The sequence below is a fragment of the Allobosea sp. 2KB_26 genome, assembly GCF_052115715.1.
Taxonomy (GTDB): Bacteria; Pseudomonadota; Alphaproteobacteria; order Rhizobiales; family Beijerinckiaceae; genus Allobosea.
Window position 1 is genome coordinate 1 of the sequence record NZ_JBFRHE010000014.1, and the last position, 20,277, is coordinate 20,277.

Here is a 20,277-nt window from a genome sequence, read left to right on the forward strand (position 1 = left end):
GAAAACGTCTGCCAGAGTGGCTGACCCAGGCCTCCAACACCCCCTTCAGGGTGCCGGCTTCATCTCGGAATCACATGCCGGCTTCAAATCGGAATGCCCTGCCGGCTTCGCTTCGGAATACCCCGCCCGCTTCAATCGGAATCCGCATCTACTGGGCCGCTCCGCTTTAATTCGCGCTGGGCACGCTCGGCATTGGTGGCTCGGCGATGAGGGCAGCCGCTGTGCTATCTGCGGCCTCCGTCACGAGACGGGCGTGCGAGAAGCCCCCGCCCTGATCGGTTCCCGTCGGACTAAGGGCGAGAATTGGAAAGCGTGATCCTGATCGCGATTATGATAAGCTAAACATTCGGGAACCCAGCGCGTGGGAGAGTCCTATGTTGGCGTTCTCCTTGCTAAGCACTCACGCCGGAATCCGGTTGGAAGGCGATTACACGTCACTGAGGGCACTTCGTGACGTTATTCATGACATCAATGAGCGCTCACCCCTGATAAAGGATCGGGAGGGCTTATTCATCGCGCTTGCCTACGACCTCAGAAAAGCTTTCGAGCTGGAGCGAGACGTCATTCGCCCGCCTGCACACTGCAAGGAAATCGGAACCCGATATGGCGTGAATATACTTTGGCCAGTCTTGCTGCTGCAACATCTAGTGCTGCGATCGTCTCTGGCCTTCATCGATCATGGCCCGCAACACCAAGCCTGCGCGTACATGCTCGAGGCGGTCATTGAAGACGCTTTGGAGGACGATTTCGGCGGCCATGCTGGAGTGATCAGAGAAGCCTGGAAGCAGACAGCAAGCTGCGTCGAATTTTTCGACGACCGCTATTCCGCGCGTTGCGCACTATTCTCGAGCTGGAACGCGGGCGACCGCAAAGGGGGCCTTGCAGATCTCCTTGCTAGCATGTCCCCCATGTTCGACCAGAGCCAGAAACTCAGTCCCTTCCATGGCCTTGTGACGCCGGCGATAATCGAGGCGTGGGAGGGCGCCGAGTGGCCCGATCCGAAATGGTAAGCGGTCTGAATCTGGGCAGGCACTAAGGAATTTGCCGGATGGCACCCCGTCTCGGCTATCTGTTGTACTGGGTCGCGTCATGGATCGCCGTGATCGTGATCACCGCTGGAATCGTCGTCTGGCTCTACCTCGCTCGTCCGGACAAAGACCCCATTGGATTGGCAATCGCTGGCACAGGCATCATTATTTGGGTCGCGGCTCGTGCGGTCCGATATTGGCTTGCCGGTCGATAGACGCCGTACGCGAACCGTTCGACTTTATTGGAGCCGGACCGATGCCTGACGAACGCACCGAACTCGCGGTCGAAGCAGCTGCGAGAGCCTTCCATGAGAACGCCCGCGAGAAGCGGCAATTCCAGTGGGAGCAGTCGTCCGAGGAGTGGAGGCGGGACATCCGGGCTTTCGTACGCCCCATGGTCGAGGCCGCCTTACTCGCCTCTGATGCTTTCCTGGCAACCGCAATTCCCAAGACACCAAAGCCAGGAGACATTGGGTGACGGAAGCCAGCATTCACCCGCGAAACTGCTGCCCGGTTGCCCGGTAAGCGGCGAACGTTGGCCCCCACGGGCGGTCCGCGTTTTAATTTCATCGGCGCCGTCGGGAATGTGCCTTCCGGGTCCGCTGACTGTCCCCATCCGGCTGTGTCGCAGATCATCCCGACGCACGGACACCCAAGCAGGGATCCTCCGTTCCGATCAATCGACTAGCGAGTTGGAAGAACTCTGTCCGACGCGTAGCGGTTTGGCTGACCGCGTACGGTCCTTGCCTAGGCCGGTCGCTTCGAGAAGCCCCTTCCGCTTGGCATCGTAGTAGTACCCGCTCCGATAGTAGTGGCCGGCGCGGGCCTGGTCGCGATCGGCCACAAGCCAGGCTCCCCGGAGATATTTGAGCCCATAGGTGAGATTGACCTCGGGATCGAGCAACCCCGCTGCCGACCCGGTGTAACCCATGCTGCGCGCCGTAGCGTGCTTGATCTGCATCAATCCAAAATGACCACCGTTCTGGGCGGGTGGGCGAAAGTTGCTCTCGCGCTTGACGATTCGCCGGACCCAATCCGAGGGGAGTTTGTAATGCGCTGACTTCTGCTCGATGATCCGGTCGATGCCTGCGCGCGCCGGGCCGCCTGGCGACCGCGGATCAACGGACTGTTCACTGGAGTAAGCAAGTGGTTTCGCTGCCTCCGCCGACGCGTCGTCCGTAACGATGCATCCTCCAACTCCGGCAGACAGTAAGGTGATACCGGCTGCAACGAGACGTCTTTGCCACGGCAATCTGACCTCCATCAGCTGATGAACCTGCTCACGGGGACGCCAACTCAAGGCACAACCGAATGTACGCGCACTGGCGGCAGTTCTGCGGCCGACGATCCGAACAGGTGACGTGGCGCCTGAGTCGTCTCATGCAGCCCAACTTGGATTTCGCGGCTATCATTCTCCCGACAAGTCAGCGTCGTAAAAAACCCCGTAGGGCCAGCTTCTAAGGTGGCGTGCAACTACGGGGTCTTCGTCACCCGGCTACCAACCATGCTGGGGGTAGTCGCCGGGGAGCCAGTTGGACCTATGCATCTCCTGCCATCGAAGCGTGTGATGGCACCGTCGTGGGCGATGTTATCGTGATCCCGGAAGGCAGCCTGGTCAAGCAAGGACAAGATCATACCTTGCCCCTTCGGAAGAAGCGCCTGACTGCGTTGATCTCCGCCGTCCGTGGCGGCGACAACGACGCGATGGCTTTCCGTCGCGGAGAGGCGCATGGGCGGCAGGTGGGCGAGCGTCGCTGCCCTCACCTCATCGAGCGCCTGCACCAGCCTCGCAACCCGGGTCTTTTAGAACGCGTCGGCCATGATGAATTTTGCGGGCAATCCTTCGATAAGAGCGTGAGCCTGCGGACAATCACGGCGGTGGCTGGTGGTGCAGCCCAAGTCCCTGACGGCCATTACAGCTTTTGACAGGTCTCGGCTCAGGGCGCTTAATGCCGAGCATCAGCGTGCTAGGCCCGCGGCCTTGCTGTGACCAAAAGCGCTACGATCGGGTCGCATGCCCGCTCGAACCTGCCGCACGTTTCTGCATCAGCCCTAATTGGCTCCCTACGGATCAATCCCATGACCAACGCCAAACGCCGCCCGGAGACACAGTCTGCGACCATCACCAATCGTAGTGATTATCACCTAGCGCTCGCACGCATTGGCGAACTGGAGGACCTCAGCGAGTGCGAAGGGCCCGAACTGAACGCGCTGAGAACAGCGGTCGAGGACTATCAGTCGCTGTCCAGCCCCGACGGCAACTCAAGGATGCCTGCGGAGGCAGAGTCTTCGCGAAGGCCCTTATAGAACGGGTGCCGCAGTTTCGGGTCCTTGATCCAGCCATCCGGCGTCAGGATCTGGTCCCTCTGGCAAGCGCCTCCGACTCCAAGGAGGCCGCCAACTCCTCGTATTCCATAATCCGCTCGGCACGTTCTGGCGCTTCCGACCGGGTCCAGAAATCGAGTCCGATCCACGCCAGCTCATAGGCTTCACAGAGATCGAGAAAGATCTCATCAGACGTCTGTTCGAAGCCCGCACGCAACCCAGGCAGCCGCAGCATAAGACGTGTCAGTCCACGTTTCTGGATCGGCGTCATGGCGCATTTCACGTGCGCGTTTCGAAGTGGCCATCCTCCCATCAAGGTATCGGACTCTCTATTGTCCTTGAGGGCGATGCCAAGAGAGGAAACGCCGTAGGTCGTGTCGCCGTTGAGGGGAACAGCACGCCGTCCAAACGAACGGTATCGTAGTCCAGTTCCAAGGATCCGGATATATTCCGGCTTGAAGTTCTCGGCACAGGTTTTTCCCGAGCGTTGGTCGGGAACGAGCTCGCAAGCGATTTTTTGTCCGTCGCGCAGCTCGCGCAATCCCGCGCGCCGTGGCCAGGCGCACAATCGAAACGAACGCTCGCGCCATGTGCCATTGCAAGGGCGCGCTCGTTTGGCCCGAGCCGAGAGCATCGCAGTAGGCCAGAAGAAACCGATCAACGATGAACGCGCCGACGACGACACCGCCGACGGAGATCACCGCGAAATAAAACGGAAAATCGAGGGAAAGAACGCCGTAGGCGCCGAGCCCGCCCTCGAGCACCGGTTGGCGCATCGACGCTGCGGCGGAGAAACGGCGCGCCGCAATCCACGCCAACCCGTTGACGACGGTTCCAACCGTTACGCCGAAAACCTTCCCGGCCGTCCAGTTCATCCCGGCTTAAAGCAGCAGCGGTATGATGGCGACAAAGGCGATTGCCTGAAATAGAGACGCCGCAAGATATGGCATGGCGCGCTGAACCTGGGCGTCGTCAGCCGCGATGAGGCGCAGCACCGGTCATAACAATTCTGAAGCTCAGGGCGATGTCGACGAGCGCGACGCCAAGCCGGGCCACGAGCGTACCGTTGCCCAATGCAAGCTCAGCCAGGATAGCCGCTGCAAGCAGCATCGAACTCAGATCTGCGACATCAAATAGGAAAGCCTGCAAGAGCCAGCTTGTTCTTGAAGCACTAACCAGCGCTCTCCGACGCGATGTTGCCAAGCGCAAGACAAGCGGGTCAATGTCGAATGTAATCCTCCTTCCATGTGGTTGCATCGGGGGGCCGCATCCGCTCCCGCGGGGGTACGCCCTTGCCCGCACTGCCGTGCTTCATGCCATCCGCGCGGACCTTGCGGCCCTCGAGGATGTCCCGGCGCCTCCCTCCGTCTGGGCCGAACGGCTTCCGGATCTGATCGCTGCCGACGCTCGTCTCATGACCGCCTGCGAGATTGCAGTGACGAATGTTGAGCGGATCACCCAGGAGCGGGACGGCATCGAGCTCGATCGTGACGTCATGGAAGCTGCCGCTGCGATTGATGCGCTGCAGGCCAATGAAGCGCGCTACCTCGCTGCTCTTGACATTGCCAAGCGTCAGTCCGAACTCGCCGTCATCACCAGCAATCTCAAGACGGTCGCCGAACGGCTCGACCGGCCGAACGATGATCCATCGACGCTCGTCCTTCCCGTTTCCCTTGTCGGAAAGCTGCGTGGCCTTATCGATCGTCGATCTGGCATCCGCGAAAGGCTGCAATCCGCGGTTCGGGAACATGCGAGGGCAGCAGAAACGCTCACCACAGCGCAACAGACCCTCGAAACTTTGGACGCTTCAGGAGGCCACGAAGCAGCCTACGCTCGGTTACAGCTCGTGCTTGATCAGGCACGGGCTAGCGATCACACCGCGCGCCAAAAGGCAGCGCGCCGGATCGTTGCTGATCTCACCGAAAAACGCTCACACCAACTTGCGCAGCTACGACCCTGGGCCGGCGAGATCGGTCAACTCGAACTCGTCACGACGCCCACGTCCGACCAGGTCCAGGACTGGCGCAACCGCGGGGAAGCGATCCGGCAAGCCCTGCTCAAGCACGGCACGGACCTTGAGAACCTGACCAGCGGCTCTATCGAACTCGCCGCCAAGATCGACGCCATCAAAGAGGCCACGGGCCTCGTCGATGATGCAACTGCCCTCGCCTCCAGGGCAGAACGCAATGACGCTTGGCGCGCCCATCGGGAAACCCTGGACGCCGCGTCCGCTGACCATTTTGAGGCAGCCCTTCACCAGGACGATCACATCACAGGAGCCCAGATTGGTCAGACCGGCCAGGCTGCTGATCTTCGCCAAGCAGTCCAGTCCATGGCCACCGCGACTGCAAAGCTGCAGCGGACCAAGGAACTGAACAGCCAGTCTCTTGAACTCAAGGCTGCCCTTGATCGCGAAATTGCTGCGGTGCTGTTCAGCATCGGTCTTCCGTCCGATATGCGGCTCTCAGACTTTGACAGCTGGCTTTCGCGGCGAGCCTCTGCACTCGAACTCAATGCCGGCATGAAAGCGGCCACGGCGGATCTTCGGGAAGCCCAAGCGGACGAAGCGAGCCAAATTGAAAAAATGATGGCGGCACTTACGGCCGCCAGTGTCGACGCTCCGGACGCCACCTTCGACGGCCTCCTTATTGGCATCCATGCGATCGTCGACCGCGACAAGGAGCGTCGCGCGTATCTCGCCAGCTCGCGCAAAAACGTCGAGTCCGTTTCCAGAGACGCCGCGGCGCGCAAACGCGATCTCGATGAGGCCCAGGGGTCGGATAGGGAATGGCAGCAGGCCTGGAATAGCGCTGTCGGTTCATGTTGGCTCGGTCAGGTCCCCTCCCCGCCCGGGCCCGATGAGATCAATCAGATCCTTACCGCGCTGGCGGAAATTCCGCCGCTCGAGGTGGAGCGCGATGGCCTCACTCACCGCATTGAAGCGATGCGCCGTGACCAGGATCAATTTGTCCAGGCCGTCCAAATGGTTTCCGAAAACCTGGATATCGTACCAGGCGACGACCCGCTCAAACTCGCTGCGAGCTTACGCCGACGCCTCGATGTCGCTCGCTCAAATGCCCAGAAGCGCGCTGGCAAACAGGCTGATCTCGATCAGGCCGATGATGTGCACCGCAAGGGTCTTGAGGCGATTGAGATTCACACCGCCGAGGCTTCAAAACTCCTGGCATTCTTCGGCGTCGATACCCTTGTCGGCGTCAGTGCAAAAATCGAGAAGGCCACGCGCCGGGTTGAACTGGAGCGCCAGCTGAAACTCCTTAGCGATCGCGTGACGACCGCGTGCCGGACGGAGAGATTTGAGGACGCTGAAGCGGCACTTGCCGACCTCGATCAGGCGCAGCTGGAAGCAGAGGCCGCCACGGTTTCAGCGCGCCTTGAAGATCAGGATCGAGAAGCTCACGAGCTTCATGGCCGCTTCATGGAAACCGACCGCGCGCTCACCGGGATCGGTGGCGATGATGCCGTTGCGCGCCTCGACGAGGAACGCCGGACCTTGCTGATGGAGCTCGAGGAACTAGCTTCGCAGTATCTCCGCCTCAAGCTCGGCATCGCCGCCGCCCGCGCTCCAGATCTATCGTGAGACCCATCGAACATCGATGTTGCAGCGGGCCTCAGACGCATTCCAGACAATCACCAAGGGCGCCTATTCGGGACTGACGACCCAACCCAGCGGCGAGAAGGAAATCCTGCTGGGCATCGTGGCTGCGGGTGGCTCGAAACTGGCCACCGACATGTCGACGGGCACCAGGGCCCAGCTCTACCTCGCTCTTCGGATCGCCGGCTACCATGAGTTCGCAAAGACCCGCCCGTCCCTGCCGTTCATCACAGACGACATCCTCGAGACCTTCGATGATTTCCGCTCCGAGGAAGCCTGCCGGCTGTTCACCGCCATGGCGGGCACCGGCCAGGTCATCGTCGCGACCCATCACCGTCACTTGATAGATATCGCTCGTCGGACATGTTCCGAGGTCACCGTGCATGAGCTCCCCGCCTAACAGGGGTCGGGAGTAGGTTGCATCATCCGAGCTTGCTTGACGAACTTTCGGGGGATCTCGCCGCCCATTGCGGATGGTCCGGCAGCATCGCCGATCAAGCCGCCGACCCCGGCGCGTTCGACCATGCCGACACCCAAGGATTGTCGCGCTCAAAACTCGGAAGAGCATTGCGCATCTAAGTATCAATAGATTAGAAGATCATCTAACGAAATTTTTATTTGAGGAAGCGCCATGATCGAAGAAAAAGACAAGGTAATTGCGCTAACGGCGATGGTTGTTTCGGCCTATGTCGCGCATAATAACCTCCCGTCCGGGGATCTCGTGGCGCTTATCTCGAGCACCCATTCCGCGTTCACGCAGCTCGGCGCTAAATCTGAAGCCGCGCCCGAACCTGTCGTGCTTGTACCGGCAGTTTCGATTAGGAAATCCATAACGCCGGACGCCATCATCTGCCTGGAAGACGGAAAGGCGTTCAAATCTCTCAGGCGCCATCTGGGTACGGCTTACAATCTCACCCCTGAACAGTATCGCGCGAAATGGGGCCTGCCTCCAGACTATCCGATGGTCGCACCCAATTATTCCCAAGCCAGGGCAGCTCTCGCAAGAGCGTCAGGGTTGGGACGAAAGGCCAAAACTGAACCGGTCCCTCCCGTCGCTGCGAAGCCTGCCCGGGCCAAGCGTGGCTCGAAACCCGGGCCCAAGACCTGACGCATCCAAAGCTTGTTTGGAAATCCAAGCGCCGCGACGTCGATTGCATGAACTCGACGTCGCGCCATTCCGACACGCTTTTCCTCAACTGGGCGACGTCCGGAAGGCTCAGGCAACACGAGCTTCTCATCCCCGACAAGCACCGTAATGGATCGGGCTAGTTCACGATAGGATTTCACGCGTCGCAGTTGCCGGGGATTGCCGGACGCTTCCACCGTGAGGCATGCAGCGCCGGCCACGCGATCTGGAACTGACGGAATGGAGTGTTGGATCCGGTCGGCGTACCTTAAGGCGTAAGGTCACATGCGAGCGACGGAGCGTCCTCCGTACTGCACACGACGATTATCTCGTATTCGCCACTGGCATTAGAAAACTGTTCCGCCAATCCGAGCCCGCCAGGCAATGCGGATCTGGAAACCTCGCCTTTCGATGTCGAGGAACGGAGCCCAACGATTGGGCGAGAGACGTCCATCGCGATCACGTTATCGCCCTGCGCTCTTATGGAAATTCGGGATATCGGCTTAGTCAATTTAACGCGGTATACGTATAAATGCCAAGAATCTCTTGGAAACGGACCAGATTGAGAGATGATATTCAATCTAGCGGGATCTCCCGTTTCAGTTATGTTATTTCTTTTCGAACTGGCCGCACGTGAACCGCGCTTTCTACCGAAATTCAAGTAGAATCCTAGCGCGATGAACAGCAATGGAGGCACGTATGTCGCTAGCAGGCGCAAAGTCTCCGGAGACAGCCCTTGTGGGATCGAAGGCTTGATCCAGTCGAACACTCGATCCCCGAACTGGCGGTCAAGCACCCCGTAAACTACAGAGAACAGGTACGGCCAAACCGCCTTGGCGGCACTGATGATGCTGCGCATTTCCGAACCGCCACCACGACTGCCTTCAGATACTTCTAACTTCACATGAAGGAAGTGTTTCCGCTGCAGCCTGTTGGCTGGCTGGCGGATTCGTCGAATGGGTAACGGACCGCTTGACCGTCGGGCAAAATCCACTGTCGTCCCCTAAGCTTGGGGCGCCATCCCGAATGACGCTACGCGACGACCGAACCGTAGCCTGACATCAGTGGAAAAACGCGACCGTTCCCGGGACGTATCGCTCCTTGCGCCTGCCCGGATATCAGTGTGCACGATCCACGGCATTAGCGCAGGTCGGTCGGACAATGGCACCTATTTGGCGAGCTCTTTTTCGATCTCGCCGCCCGTCGCGGGATCAATCACCAGGCGATAACCACTCCGGCTGTACGCCAGAAGTCCCGTCTCGCTTAGCCTGGCCTCGACAAACGCGTCGGGCACGCTCGGTAGAGTTGCCCTCCAAAGCACTCGTCCGGTTTTGCCTATGCAGAGCAGGTTCTCAAACAGATTGGCTCTGCTGGATTCGGGGTCTATCAGGACGAAGCATCGCTCCGGGCCGAATGGGATAGCAGTTTTGATGGGTGCACCCCGATAGAGGCCTTTCACAGCCAACGGCCCGTCGCCATTCCTTACGACGATGAAATTGCCATTCGCCGTGAAAACAATCGCTCCCATTGCCCTCCCCGATCACTCTCGCGGCTTCAGAGAATGACTCGGGGCGGGCTATTTGTCTCTCGAAACCGTCTGCATTGCGTGGTGACGACTTCACAGTCGGGCACCGCAAAGACACAGCGTCCGACAGAGTTAATTGGGTCGCCATTCTTCCTGTTCGAACTCGTTTACATCGATCATTGGCTACGCAACCATCGGGATCATTGGCCGGGGGGAGACGAATCAGAAGGGAACTGGCCCATGCCGGACCGGACGGTCGCGATCGTTGACGATCACCCATTGTTGGCCAAGGGCGTTGCTACACTACTGAGACGATGGGGCGGTTTCACGCTCACTGCGACGGGGAACGTCGCGGATGATATCCTGTCGATCACCAAGACCCATCAGCCCGATTTTATGATCGTCGATCTGAGCATGGCTGGGGATGTCTTTCAGGCTATCTCCGACACATTGAAGATCGCTGCTGAGACCAGAATTGTCGTATTCACAGCCTCAACCAGCACGGATGATGCGATTGCGGCTCTGAACGCAGGCGCCAAGGGCTACGTTCTGAAGGGCAGCCCTTCCGACGATCTCTTTCAGGCTCTAAATGCAGCGCAACGAGGCGACGTGCATGTCACCCCCTCCTTCGCCGCCGAGTTGATTGGCGCGTTGAAAGACCAGAACCGGGAGCGCCAGAAGCCAGCCAGCGATAGGCTCAGCGTCAGAGAGGAGCAGATCGTAAGGCTGCTGCTGCTCGGGAAGATGAACAACGAGATCGCCCACGAACTTTCGCTTAGCGCCAAAACCGTCAAGGGCTACATGACGAACCTGATGGTCAAGATGCATGTCCGAAATCGACTTGAGGTCGTCATCGCGGCGCAAAAGCACATCCCGCCGCCGAGCGGCACATCGGTCACACGGATTCGGCCATAGAACGCCGCCCGAGTTGAGCCCGTTAGCGTCATCGAACCATCGCGCGCATTATCTCAAGTTCCGTACTCTCTTACGAGCAGAACGGGTACTCGTGCGAGGGATCTCGCGATGCACTCTGCTTCCACTATCGCAGCGCTTATGAACGGTCAGCCTCGCAGATTGCCGCTGCATCTGCTGCATCATTTTTCTGGCGCCGGACATAGGCCTTCACGTAGGCCGGCGGCATCAGCCGCACATCGTGACCAGAGCCGATTAGCCTACGCGCCCAATGATGGGCGGAGCCACAAGCTTCAAGCCCGACCAGGCATGGCGGTAGCTGCTCGAAGAAGCGCAAGAGGTCGCGACGTCTGATGGCTCTCGTCAGCAACACACCGCCCGAGCCGTCGACGACGTGAACCTGGAAGATAAGCTTCGCCAAATCGAGACCGACCGTTACAGCTGCGGACAGGTCGATGTTCTGCTTGCGCATGGATGGGGCTCCTCGGACTGGTCCGTGATGGCAACGCGCCTGCCTTAAGAACGGTGCCGGTGCAGGCGCCGTCCATCCCATCAAGAGAGCTTGAGGGCTCTGGCTAAGCGCTACGGCATCAACCAGAAGACGGTGGCGAAGTGGAAGAGACGGAGCTCTACGGCGGATCTCAAGACCGGTCCATGCGAGCCTCGATCGACCGTGCTGTCGATCGAGGAGGAGGCGGTCATCGTCGCCTTCCGCCGGCATACTCTGCTGCCGCTCGACGATTGCCTCTATGCTCTGCAGGCGACGATCCCGCATCTGACGCGCTCATCATTGCACCGCTGAGCCTGCCGGCTGTTCGCTGCGATGTCGGGCACAGGCCAGGTCATTCGGCACTTGACTGATATCGCGCGCAAGACGTGCCCAGTTATCACCGTGCACCCGCGCGACTGAGCGGGCGCTAGTCACCTTCGGCGACCCTGTCTATCGCGACCCCTGTTCAAGCCCGAAGGCAGCGTCGACGGGTCGACGAGGCCCCTTCCCTTTAAGCAACTTCAACGACGCAGCGAGGGTTGAACCCGTGATTTTCCCGGTCGCCGTGAAGATTTGGATAGCCGGCCTGATTGGCGAAGATGCGTGTCCGTCCGACTCGATAATCATGCGACCCGTGATCGTGACCGTGGATCCAGAGTTCAGGCTGAAACTCTTCAATAATGTTGCTGAGGTCAGAAGCGAAGGCAGGCGTAAGCGGGCTGCCCTGATACCGCGACGCGATCGAATGTGGATGGGGGGCGTGGTGAGTGACCACGACAGTCGGGCCGCTGTGAGGTATGCCAAGCTCGTGCCGGACAAACGTCAAGTCCAGCCTGTGTTCTGCCGCAGCGTGCCATGGCATGAACCGGCTATAGTGCCCTCCCTTTTCCCGATAGCGAATGAGGCGATGATCATTCAGCGTTTCGCCGGCATAGACCATGGATGGCTTCGGCGTCCCGTACAGCCGGTAATCGGTCCATAAGATGCATCCGACGAAGCGGACGCCGTTGATGATGACCGTCCGGCGAAAAAGCAGATCAACATCGGCGAGCGCGGCCGCCTCCGCGCCCTTAGCAAGATTGGATTTGAATTCGGTTCCGTAGAACTCGTGGTTCCCTGGAACGTAGACGATCGGCCGATTTTGCAGCGGTCCGATTTCCCTTTGCGTGGACAGCCACTGGGCCGCTGCGGAAATTGGCTGACCGATGTCGCCGGCGAAAACGGCGACGTCGAATTCGGGCATTGGGGCTGGAAACTCGAACTTTCCACATTCGAGATGAATGTCGGAAATCACTAGCAGGCGCATTCTATGTCCATTCGAAGATGGCCGCGCGATCGAGCGGGCGGCCGAAGTTTTCAGCCTGTCTTGGCAGCGGCAATTCGGGCGAAGAGTTTGACGATCCTACTTGGCGCATAGATCGATGGCTGCGTGGCATAGGACGCTTCGAACTCGGCAATCGGCATTGCGGAGGCGCCTGCGGCGATGGGGCCCATCACGTCGGCTTCGCGGCTATCGCCCACGAACAATATCTGTGACAGCTGAAGTTCGAGCTGCGAGGAAACCAGCTGATAGATTTCTTTCTGTGGCTTCATCAGCCCGCTTTGAAAGGAAAGAATGAACGCGTCCGGGAAGCCCGGGAGGCACTCGATCAGCGCTTCCTCGTATGGCGCCGCTAGATTCGAGCAGATGGCGATTTTGAGCCTCGCCCTTCGCAGTGCAGCCCAAACCCCATCCATGCCCGGCCTTGCCCGGGTCGAAGCGCACTCGGCCTTGAGATCAGCCTCAAGCTCCGCCAACTTGTCTTCATCAATGAAGGTGGCGATCTCGCGCGAAAGCTCGCGAAGGCCGAGCGGCTGAGTAAGCGCCTGCACGGCGGCGGCTCTTGAAGGCTCGCTCGCAAGAAGCGCATGGAATGGTTGCCGCTTATCGGTGATCTCGACAACGGTGCCAAAGGCATCGAAGCAAATCGCGCGGATCTCAGTCATCGAGTCTCAGTGCCACTTTATGTCGTCGACGGTGTACGGCCGAAAGTTCTCGTCAGCTTCGTTTGGGGCGATGTGACGGACGACGCCTGACAGGCATTGCCGAACTTCCATTTGACGTTCGAACGACACGCACAAAAGTTCCATCGGTGCCTGCCCAGCGAACGGTTCGGCCTCAATTGGGCGCAATAGCCAACGCCTTTCCTCCTCGGCCGTTCTCAAAAACTGCCGGAGGTCGCCAAAGACTCCTAAGATCGCCGAAATCCGCATCATGGTGTCTGTTTCGAGAACCAGCGGCTTGTGCCATCGGGAGAGGCGAACCCAGCGGTGAAATTCTCGCTGCCTGCAGCCAAGCAGTTGAAGCTGTCGCCGCTCTGGGAGATCCCATCGCTTCGCGATGTTGACGAACACGCGCATGACGGAGCCGCTCAAGCGCGCCCGCTCTTCGTCGGTTGGTTCTTTCACGGCTTAGCCCCCACGTGGATCCGAATTTGACGAATGGCCGTGCGACACCGCCATTCTCGATTCGTGTTGAGTATACTCCGTGGTGAAATACTCTACAATTCGGCTCCTTCAATCGGATGGAAATCCGAGAGGTCCTCGCGGCCAACATAAAGCGATACCGGCGTATGGCTGGTTTGTCGCAGGAAGAACTCGCTCATAGAGCAGGGATAGACCGGACGTACATCAGTGCAATCGAGCGCTGTCGCTACAGCGCAAGCGTCGACGTATTGGATAGGATCGCCCGGCAGCTCGGTGTCGACGCGGCTGCGCTTTTGACTCGACCGAGCACCGAATTAAGCGAGTGAGGCACCTGCGCTGCGAGGCGTCCCACAGACAGCGGTAGGGCAACCGATCCCTGTGCGTCGGCGGCGGTCCAAATGGTAGGTACGCAGCGCCCCCGGCAGGCGTCGGGGTTTGTGCACTGGCAGGTCGTCCCCTGCCCTCGAAGCCAGCACTGTCGCCGCGTCAGCGGCCCGGGCATGCGTCTCCTCTTCCGCCCTCACCTGCGCGAACAAATCGGACACTCGAAACCCTCGAGCCAATCTTCGGCAAGCGAAGGCGAACTTCCCGACAAGGTCCGCTAGTTCAATAGACAACGGCGTGGAAGCTATCCCAGCTTACTTCCGAAGCTGCGATCCCGCTCGCGCGTGAGCTATCTTGTCCGGCGTCTTAGATCGGCATCCTGCCGGACGATCATCGCAACATCGCCGCCGCCGGCGGCGCTGAGGCTCTCCCGAGGCGACCAGTCGAGGTGGAAGCGCTCGTTTCGCCCCTCGAGGGACCGATGCAGCGCGCAGATTGTCTATCCACCAAGATTCCGCCTGCCAGCCTAGTGCAATTAGACCCCTGATTCTACCAATCTGTCCTTGCAGCCCATGAGAGCTGCCCTGGCCATCGCCTGACGGGACTTGTAGCCGACGATTGGTTGGCCCGGAACGTATCAGGAAGGGTGGCACAACCGTTCCGGTAAGCCAATGATATCTAATGCTATTTTTGGGTGCTTCCAGCTTAGAAAGCTCCAAGGCGACACTGGTTCCACAAAGGTCAGAATCCATTAACCTTAAATGGCTGGACGCCCAGAGAGAATCGTGGCGTAGCTTGTCGGGTAATGGGCGCTAAAACGCCCTTAACCCGACAATGAGGACACGAAGCGCCAATGGCCGACCCCCTGGCGAAGAATATCCGCCATAGTGAAGCCGCGGAGCGCGTCTGGCGACATGCAGGTGTCCTGTCACGTCAGCTGAACGTCTTGCGTGAACGGATGTACCCCCCTCACGCGCAGAAGCATTTGCGACACTTCCTGACGAATGAGGTGTCAAAACTTACCTCCATTCCAGACTCGACGTTGAAGCTGATGTCGAACGAGGGCAAAGGTCCCCTGCCCGCTCGGCTTGAGAACAATCATCGGGCATACACGCTCGCGCAGGTAAATGAGTTACGGCGCCTGTTTGCCCAGCAGAAGCCTACGGAGGCGCTGCGCTTTTTACCTCACCGGCGCCGTGGCGAACACCTGCAAGTTATCGCGGTTGCGAACTTCAAAGGCGGTTCGGCGAAGACCACTACGAGTTTGCATCTGGCGCACTTTCTCGCCCTCCAGGGTTATCGGGTGCTGACCATAGATCTCGATCCCCAGGCTTCACTGTCTGCGATGTTCGGCGCGCAGCCCGAGATCGACGTTGGCGACAACGAAACGATCTGGGCGGCATTGCGATACGACGAGTTGCGCCGGCCGATGCGGGAGATCATCCGGAAAACCTACTTTGACGGCGTCGATCTTGTCCCGGGCAACCTCGAGGTTATGGAGTTCGAGTATGACACGCCTCGCGTGCTCGCACGAGGAACAAAGACAGACAGCTTATTCTTCGAGCGCCTGGGCTTGGCCATCGACGAGGTGGAAGCTGACTACGATGTTGTTGTCCTCGATACACCCCCTTCCCTTGGCTATCTGACGCTCGGCGCGATTTACGCGTCGACGGGCATGATCGTGACGATCCATCCAGCGATGCTCGATGTGGCGTCAATGAGCCAATTCTTGTTGATGATGGGTGACCTGATCAATGTGATCGCCGGCGAGAATGCCACGATGCGCCAGGACTTCTTTCGCTATTTGGTCACTCGCAACAATCCGTACGACAAGCCGCAGACCGAGATTGTTTCGATGCTGCGGACGTTATTCCCTGATGACGTCATGACGCCGACGGCAGTCGAAAGCACTGCGGTTGAGGCGGCGGGGCTCGCCAAGCGTAGCATCTATGAGCTCGAGTCGGGGGAGATCGGCCGAGATGCGTTCAAGCGCGCACGGGAGTCGTTCGACGCAGTCAATGAAGGAATTTTGGATCTGATCAAGCAGACCTGGGGGCGGGCATGAGTAAGCCGCCTCGCCGCTCGATCGTCTCCAGCTTTGGGGCGCTCTCGCTGACCGCTAGTTCCGCCGCAAGCGAAACGGATCCGAACCTCGACAGCGCGCTGAACACCCCGCCTCCGAGAGTGCCGGCTGGAGTAATCGGAGCCACTCAGCGGACGCTATCCGATATTCGCGAGGAGCGCGATCGACTCAAAGCAATGGTCGAGTCCGGGGCCGCTGGCCTTAAGGAACTTGATCCGGCGCTGATTGACCCGTCGCCGTTCCCTGATCGGTTAGCGGACGATTCTCCGGCCGAGTTTGAAGCCTTTCGGAAGACGTTTCTGGAAGAAGGACAACAGATCCCCATCCAGGTTCGGCCGCACTCGGAGCTGGAGGGGCGCTACCAGGTCATCTACGGGCACCGCCGTGTCCGAGCTGCACGCGACCTAGGTGTCCCGGTAAAGGCGTTGGTCCGGTCACTTTCTGATTCGGAGTTGGTGGTCGCACAGGGCCTCGAGAATGGCAGCCGCCAGGACTTGACCTGGATCGAGCGCGCCTTGTTCGCGTGGCGAATGGAGAACGCGGGGATTAAGCCGCGCGACATCAAAGCGGCGCTGTCGTTGGACGATCAAGAAATGGCGCGGATGCGTTCCGTCTGGCGCGCACTACCCATCGACCTGATTACGATGATTGGTCGCGCGCCAAAGGTCGGGCGGCCGCGCTGGCTTGAGTTGGCGGGGGCCGTGGGGGAAAAACCAGCGCTGCTCGAACTGGCTCGAAAAACCTTGTCAGCTGACAAGGTTTTGGCGCTGCCCTCTGACGAACGCTTTCGCGAGATTCTTGCGGCTGTGCAGCCATCAGGCTCGCCGTCTCAGACGGAAGTCGCGCTGCTTGCCGGGTCCGGAGACCGACTCGGGCGAGCGAGTTTTACGTCCAAAGAGGTGCGTCTCGTCGTTGATCGAGCTCATGCGGCTTCATTCGCAGAGTTCCTCAGGGGCGAACTGCCATCACTGATGGATCGATATCTCAGCCAAGCGAGTGCTGCGAAGGGCTCCAGGTGAGGAGACCTTGTCAGCTGGCAAGGTTTTGAAACGCTGGGAATGAAGGAGAGGAAATGGGAGCAGCTCGGCTAGGCCCGATAGTGTAGAGTCCTCGAAGGCCTGGGCAACAACGAAGCTAACGGCAGTAGGCAAAGAAAAAGGCCCCCGAAACGGTGTTCCGGAAGCCCTTCTCATAGTCGGCAACTTGAGAATCGCACTTCCCTGAATCCCCGTCAAGAGTCCCGTTGGGATTTGAGCGCCTTTTCGGCGAGCGGACTTCTTTTGCCCTAATCAGGCGAAGACCCATGGAAAAAAGACTTTCGACGACGCCCTTTGGGCGGCGAACGCTAACGCTTGCGCATGTTGCAGGCCAAGTGATCGCAGACGCTTGCCCGCCCGCCAAGGCGACTCATAAATGGAATGTGTTTCGTGACATCTGCACGGCGAAGACTCGAGTCGGCGTGTCCGAGCGGGCGCTTGCCGTCCTGGATGCCCTTTTGACCTTTCATCCGGAGACCGTGCTGACTGGCGAAGGGTTGATCGTCTTCCCGTCCAACCACCAACTCTGTCTGCGTGCCCATGGTATGGCACCGGCGACACTGCGGCGGCATCTTGCTGTCCTTGTAGATGCGGGGCTCATCGTTCGCCGCGACAGCCCGAACGGCAAGCGCTATGCGCGCAAGGGCAGCCACGGCGAGATCGAGCTCGCTTTTGGGTTCGACCTGGCGCCGCTGGTTGCGCGGGCTGAGGAGTTCGAAGCCTGGGCTGAAGAGGTTCGCGCTGAAGAGCGGGCGCTGAAGCTTGTGCGAGAGCGCATCACAATCTGCCGTCGCGACCTCGCGAAGATGATAGCGATGGGGATAGAAGAGAGCATCCCGACCCAACGCCAGGGGGTAGGTCCCGCTAGTTGGGCCGATATTCAAGGCAAACTCCTGACCCTCCTCAGCCGGTTGCCGCGGAAGGGCTCGGCGGTCGTCCTGGAGCCGATAGCGCAGCAGCTTTCAATGCTTGCGGGCGAAGTGCACAGCCTTCTGGAAATGCACGTAAAAAACCAAAATATGAGCGGCAATGAGTCTCATATTGAGCGTCACATACAGAATTCAAAACCAGACTCCCTTACTGACTCTGAACCTAGCTTTCGAGAAAGCAGGGTGGTCGCTTCGGAGGGAGAACTTGAAACGACGCGCCAGCCGGTTCGCAAGTATCCCTTAGGGATGGTGTTGGACGCCTGCCCGGACATCATTGATTACAGCCGTGGCGGTATCTCGAGTTGGAGGGATTTGGTGGCAACCGTAGCGGTGGTCAGGCCTATCCTCGGAATTAGTCCGAGCGCCTGGGCCGGGGCACTGGCGGTCTTGGGAGAGATAGAGGCATCGATCGTGGTCGCCGCCATTCTCCAGAAGGCTGAAGCGATCAACAGCGCGGGGGGCTATCTGAGAAACCTAACGCGGCGAGCCGAAGCGGGTGAGTTCTCATTAGGGCCAATGCTGATGGCGTTGATTGGATCCCGAGCGCGCGAAAAGCGAAGCGCGTAATCGCGCGGGGGAAGTTCGTTAAGGTTAATGAAGCAGCAGCCTGCGCTCGCGTGATGAGGCGATGTCTGGCTCGCGGGTGGGGAGGGGAGTCCACAAGAGTGTTCATTTGGGTGGCTCGCATCAATCCGGTGAATCGATGATGGCCAATCGATTCAAGCTTTGCGTTGGACGTCGTCCTGCCGCGAGGATGGAGTGGCGGCATGGAACACGTGCTCGAACCACCTCATTACAAGCTGCAAATGCTGGTCCTCGAACGGCGGGACCAGGCGCGCAACATGGCGCGCTTTTATGTCCTGGCCGTCGAACCGACTTTGTTTGCCGAGTTCGCGCTCGTGCGCGAGTGGGGGCGATGGGGCAATTTCGGCAGGCGTCGGTTGGATCTGTACGGAGATCTCGACGAAGCGGCTGAGGCGCTGGAGGAGTGGCTGCTTAGAAAGATGAAGCGCGGCTATCGCATTGTCTGCACTGTGATGGGAGGAAATGAGCCTGAGTTGGATCAGGGGAGGGCAGTTTAGTGCCGAGCGGCAACAGCCGCGTGTGGGCTACCGCCATCGTTATGCTCCTGGAGGAAGCTGCCTTTCAGAAGGAGACGATCGCTATGCACCCGCCTGAAAGTACGGAAGCCTCAATGGCTCGCTGAGGTCGAGCGCGCAAACTTCACCGCGATTGAATGCATGGATGCTGTCGATTTCGAAGTGCAAGGCCTCAACCATCAGGCTTGGGGGCGGCTGTGATGTTGACTGCAGTAAAAAACGAGGAAAAAGGCCGCGATTTTAATGGCCTGTTTCAAATGACGAGCGCGCGGATTGGCTCGCATAAACCGCTTCGCGAACCTGCTCACCGATGACGTTCCCGTGCAGGAGCACGCCGGCGCTCGATTATGCGGTCAAGGGCGTGTCCAAGTCGTTCCTAAGCTCGCTCAATGAGTTCACTGCCCGGGCCGATTAGCTGATGGAAGGCGAGCCGATCGTTGAGCTCGATCCCGACAGCGTCGATCCCTCATTCCGCAAAGACCGCATCGATGAGAGCGAGCAGGAGTTCAACGAGATCCTGCAGGCCATCCGGGAGCGTGGGCAGGACACGCCGATCGGCCGATGCTGATGGCCCTGATCGGCAGCCGGAAGCGCGAGAAGCAACGAGCCTAGTCGCTCGCGCGCTCCGTCTCCCATCAACCGCGTGAATCAGTGGCGCCCGACCGATTCAACCTTTGCGTTGGACCGAAACCCGACCTAGGCGCGAAATGCGCGGATGGACAGCGCCATTGTGACGACCTCGCCTCGCCTGCAAATGTTGGTGTTGGATCGGACCGATCCGCAGCAGAACATGGCGCGGTTCTATGTGCTCTCCGTCGAGCCAACGCTTTTCGGAGATGCTGCCCTTGTCCGCGAATGGGGCCGATGGGGCCGTTCCGGCCGGCGGCGGTTGGATCTGTACAGAGGTCTCGATGAAGCCGCTGAGGCGCTGGAGCATTGGCTGCTCCGGAAGACCAGGCGCGGCTATCGCATCAGGACCGCGGCTGGAGACAATGAGCCTGAATCGGATGAGGAGCGGGGCGCCTAGTTGCCGGGTGGTCACAGCTGCGCGCCGGCTGTCGTGGAGAGGCATTGTACCCGGCGTCAGCCTGCAGGAAGCTGCCTTCGATAGGGAGGCCATCGGTATGCGTACGCCTGAAACCGCGGAAGCCTCAATGGCTGGCATTGACACGGTTCTGCTTCGGAGCGCCGTGGTCGTCGCGATTGGTTCAGCTTTGCTATTGCTTCGCTGAACCTTTGAGGCCCGTTTGCCCGGTGAAGTCAGCATTTTCTCGGGGATGCTTTCCTCGCACAGCAGCTTGAATGTGCCGCCGCGCACG

At 59.5% G+C, this 20,277-nt stretch carries 22 protein-coding genes and 3 pseudogenes; 16 read left to right on the plus strand and 9 right to left on the minus strand.

The window, feature by feature from the left end; translation table 11 throughout:
* Positions 1-374 precede the first annotated feature (374 nt).
* The 3 genes from AB4099_RS27190 to AB4099_RS27200 are packed head-to-tail and all read left to right on the plus strand — an operon-like array spanning position 375 to position 1,506.
* Positions 375-1,010, plus strand: a complete 636-nt coding sequence (locus AB4099_RS27190) for a DUF6904 family protein (RefSeq protein WP_441480350.1) — start codon at positions 375-377, stop codon at positions 1,008-1,010.
* 38 nt (positions 1,011-1,048) lie between these two features.
* A complete protein-coding gene (locus AB4099_RS27195) occupies positions 1,049-1,243 on the plus strand; it encodes a hypothetical protein (protein ID WP_441480351.1) in 195 nt (64 codons plus the stop codon).
* Between the two features lie 41 nt (positions 1,244-1,284).
* On the plus strand, positions 1,285-1,506 hold the full coding sequence (locus AB4099_RS27200) for a hypothetical protein (protein ID WP_441480352.1): 222 nt from the start codon (positions 1,285-1,287) through the stop codon (positions 1,504-1,506).
* 198 nt (positions 1,507-1,704) lie between these two features.
* On the opposite strand, the gene AB4099_RS27205 is transcribed toward AB4099_RS27200, so the two are convergent.
* The 3 genes and pseudogenes from AB4099_RS27205 to AB4099_RS27215 all read right to left on the minus strand — a co-directional run bounded on the left by AB4099_RS27205 (position 1,705) and on the right by AB4099_RS27215 (position 3,894).
* Entirely contained in the window at positions 1,705-2,292 is a 588-nt protein-coding gene (locus AB4099_RS27205) for a transglycosylase SLT domain-containing protein (protein ID WP_441480353.1), read from the minus strand.
* Positions 2,293-2,840: 548 nt separating this feature from the next.
* Positions 2,841-2,954: pseudogene (locus AB4099_RS27210) on the minus strand (IS5/IS1182 family transposase); the annotation flags it as partial.
* A 424-nt stretch (positions 2,955-3,378) separates the two neighbouring features.
* On the minus strand, positions 3,379-3,894 hold the full coding sequence (locus AB4099_RS27215) for a hypothetical protein (protein ID WP_441480354.1): 516 nt from the start codon (positions 3,892-3,894) through the stop codon (positions 3,379-3,381).
* A gap of 73 nt (positions 3,895-3,967) precedes the next feature.
* Between AB4099_RS27215 and AB4099_RS27220 the strand changes: the two genes are divergently transcribed.
* The gene (locus AB4099_RS27220; RefSeq protein ID WP_441480355.1) at positions 3,968-4,282 is read left to right on the plus strand and encodes a hypothetical protein; all 315 of its coding nucleotides are present in this window, start codon (positions 3,968-3,970) and stop codon (positions 4,280-4,282) included.
* Between the two features lie 43 nt (positions 4,283-4,325).
* On the opposite strand, the gene AB4099_RS27225 is transcribed toward AB4099_RS27220, so the two are convergent.
* Positions 4,326-4,463: a hypothetical protein gene (locus tag AB4099_RS27225; protein WP_441480356.1), complete on the minus strand. Its 138-nt coding sequence runs from the start codon at positions 4,461-4,463 to the stop codon at positions 4,326-4,328.
* A 304-nt stretch (positions 4,464-4,767) separates the two neighbouring features.
* On the opposite strand from AB4099_RS27225, the gene AB4099_RS27230 reads away from it, so the two are divergent.
* The 3 genes from AB4099_RS27230 (at position 4,768) to AB4099_RS27240 (ending at position 8,074) form a co-directional block, all read left to right on the plus strand.
* Positions 4,768-6,951 (plus strand): hypothetical protein, encoded by a 2,184-nt coding sequence (locus tag AB4099_RS27230; protein ID WP_441480357.1) that lies wholly within the window; start codon positions 4,768-4,770, stop codon positions 6,949-6,951.
* A 16-nt stretch (positions 6,952-6,967) separates the two neighbouring features.
* On the plus strand, positions 6,968-7,366 hold the full coding sequence (locus AB4099_RS27235; RefSeq protein ID WP_441480358.1) for an ATP-binding protein: 399 nt from the start codon (positions 6,968-6,970) through the stop codon (positions 7,364-7,366).
* A gap of 231 nt (positions 7,367-7,597) precedes the next feature.
* Entirely contained in the window at positions 7,598-8,074 is a 477-nt protein-coding gene (locus tag AB4099_RS27240) for a Ros/MucR family transcriptional regulator (protein ID WP_441480359.1), read from the plus strand.
* A gap of 1,186 nt (positions 8,075-9,260) precedes the next feature.
* Here AB4099_RS27240 and AB4099_RS27245 read toward each other — a convergent pair.
* Positions 9,261-9,620 carry a hypothetical protein gene (locus AB4099_RS27245; RefSeq protein WP_441480360.1) on the minus strand — a complete coding sequence of 120 codons (360 nt, stop codon included), beginning with the start codon at positions 9,618-9,620 and terminating at the stop codon, positions 9,261-9,263.
* A 237-nt stretch (positions 9,621-9,857) separates the two neighbouring features.
* On the opposite strand from AB4099_RS27245, the gene AB4099_RS27250 reads away from it, so the two are divergent.
* Positions 9,858-10,532: a LuxR C-terminal-related transcriptional regulator gene (locus tag AB4099_RS27250; protein ID WP_441480361.1), complete on the plus strand. Its 675-nt coding sequence runs from the start codon at positions 9,858-9,860 to the stop codon at positions 10,530-10,532.
* Positions 10,533-10,680: 148 nt separating this feature from the next.
* Here AB4099_RS27250 and AB4099_RS27255 read toward each other — a convergent pair.
* Positions 10,681-11,001 (minus strand): annotated as a pseudogene (locus AB4099_RS27255) (IS110 family transposase); the annotation flags it as partial.
* Between the two features lie 81 nt (positions 11,002-11,082).
* On the opposite strand from AB4099_RS27255, the pseudogene AB4099_RS27260 reads away from it, so the two are divergent.
* A pseudogene (locus AB4099_RS27260) lies at positions 11,083-11,328 on the plus strand (IS481 family transposase); the annotation flags it as partial.
* A gap of 202 nt (positions 11,329-11,530) precedes the next feature.
* On the opposite strand, the gene AB4099_RS27265 reads toward AB4099_RS27260, so the two are convergent.
* Genes AB4099_RS27265 through AB4099_RS27275 form a run of 3 tightly spaced genes read right to left on the minus strand, consistent with a single transcriptional unit; the run spans position 11,531 to position 13,467 of the window.
* A complete protein-coding gene (locus AB4099_RS27265; RefSeq protein WP_441480362.1) occupies positions 11,531-12,325 on the minus strand; it encodes a metallophosphoesterase in 795 nt (264 codons plus the stop codon).
* Between the two features lie 50 nt (positions 12,326-12,375).
* Positions 12,376-13,005 (minus strand): HAD family hydrolase, encoded by a 630-nt coding sequence (locus AB4099_RS27270; RefSeq protein WP_441480363.1) that lies wholly within the window; start codon positions 13,003-13,005, stop codon positions 12,376-12,378.
* A 6-nt stretch (positions 13,006-13,011) separates the two neighbouring features.
* Positions 13,012-13,467 carry a hypothetical protein gene (locus AB4099_RS27275; RefSeq protein WP_441480364.1) on the minus strand — a complete coding sequence of 152 codons (456 nt, stop codon included), beginning with the start codon at positions 13,465-13,467 and terminating at the stop codon, positions 13,012-13,014.
* A 116-nt stretch (positions 13,468-13,583) separates the two neighbouring features.
* Here AB4099_RS27275 and AB4099_RS27280 point away from each other — a divergent pair, with 116 nt between their 5' ends.
* The 7 genes from AB4099_RS27280 to AB4099_RS27310 all read left to right on the plus strand — a co-directional run bounded on the left by AB4099_RS27280 (position 13,584) and on the right by AB4099_RS27310 (position 19,985).
* Complete coding sequence (locus AB4099_RS27280; RefSeq protein ID WP_441480365.1) at positions 13,584-13,811, plus strand: helix-turn-helix domain-containing protein; 228 nt, start codon at positions 13,584-13,586, stop codon at positions 13,809-13,811.
* Between the two features lie 851 nt (positions 13,812-14,662).
* Positions 14,663-15,874 (plus strand): plasmid partitioning protein RepA, encoded by a 1,212-nt coding sequence (repA, locus tag AB4099_RS27285; RefSeq protein ID WP_441480366.1) that lies wholly within the window; start codon positions 14,663-14,665, stop codon positions 15,872-15,874.
* On the plus strand, positions 15,871-16,911 hold the full coding sequence (gene repB / locus AB4099_RS27290) for a plasmid partitioning protein RepB (RefSeq protein WP_441480367.1): 1,041 nt from the start codon (positions 15,871-15,873) through the stop codon (positions 16,909-16,911). Before repA ends, repB begins: the two co-directional genes overlap by 4 nt.
* Before the next feature lie 284 nt (positions 16,912-17,195).
* On the plus strand, positions 17,196-18,425 hold the full coding sequence (repC, locus tag AB4099_RS27295) for a plasmid replication protein RepC (protein ID WP_441480368.1): 1,230 nt from the start codon (positions 17,196-17,198) through the stop codon (positions 18,423-18,425).
* 200 nt (positions 18,426-18,625) lie between these two features.
* Complete coding sequence (locus tag AB4099_RS27300) at positions 18,626-18,940, plus strand: WGR domain-containing protein (protein ID WP_441480369.1); 315 nt, start codon at positions 18,626-18,628, stop codon at positions 18,938-18,940.
* A gap of 436 nt (positions 18,941-19,376) precedes the next feature.
* Positions 19,377-19,526: a ParB N-terminal domain-containing protein gene (locus tag AB4099_RS27305; RefSeq protein ID WP_441480370.1), complete on the plus strand. Its 150-nt coding sequence runs from the start codon at positions 19,377-19,379 to the stop codon at positions 19,524-19,526.
* Positions 19,527-19,748: 222 nt separating this feature from the next.
* Positions 19,749-19,985, plus strand: coding sequence for a WGR domain-containing protein (locus AB4099_RS27310; protein ID WP_441480461.1), 237 nt, complete (start codon positions 19,749-19,751; stop codon positions 19,983-19,985).
* Positions 19,986-20,277: the final 292 nt, after the last annotated feature.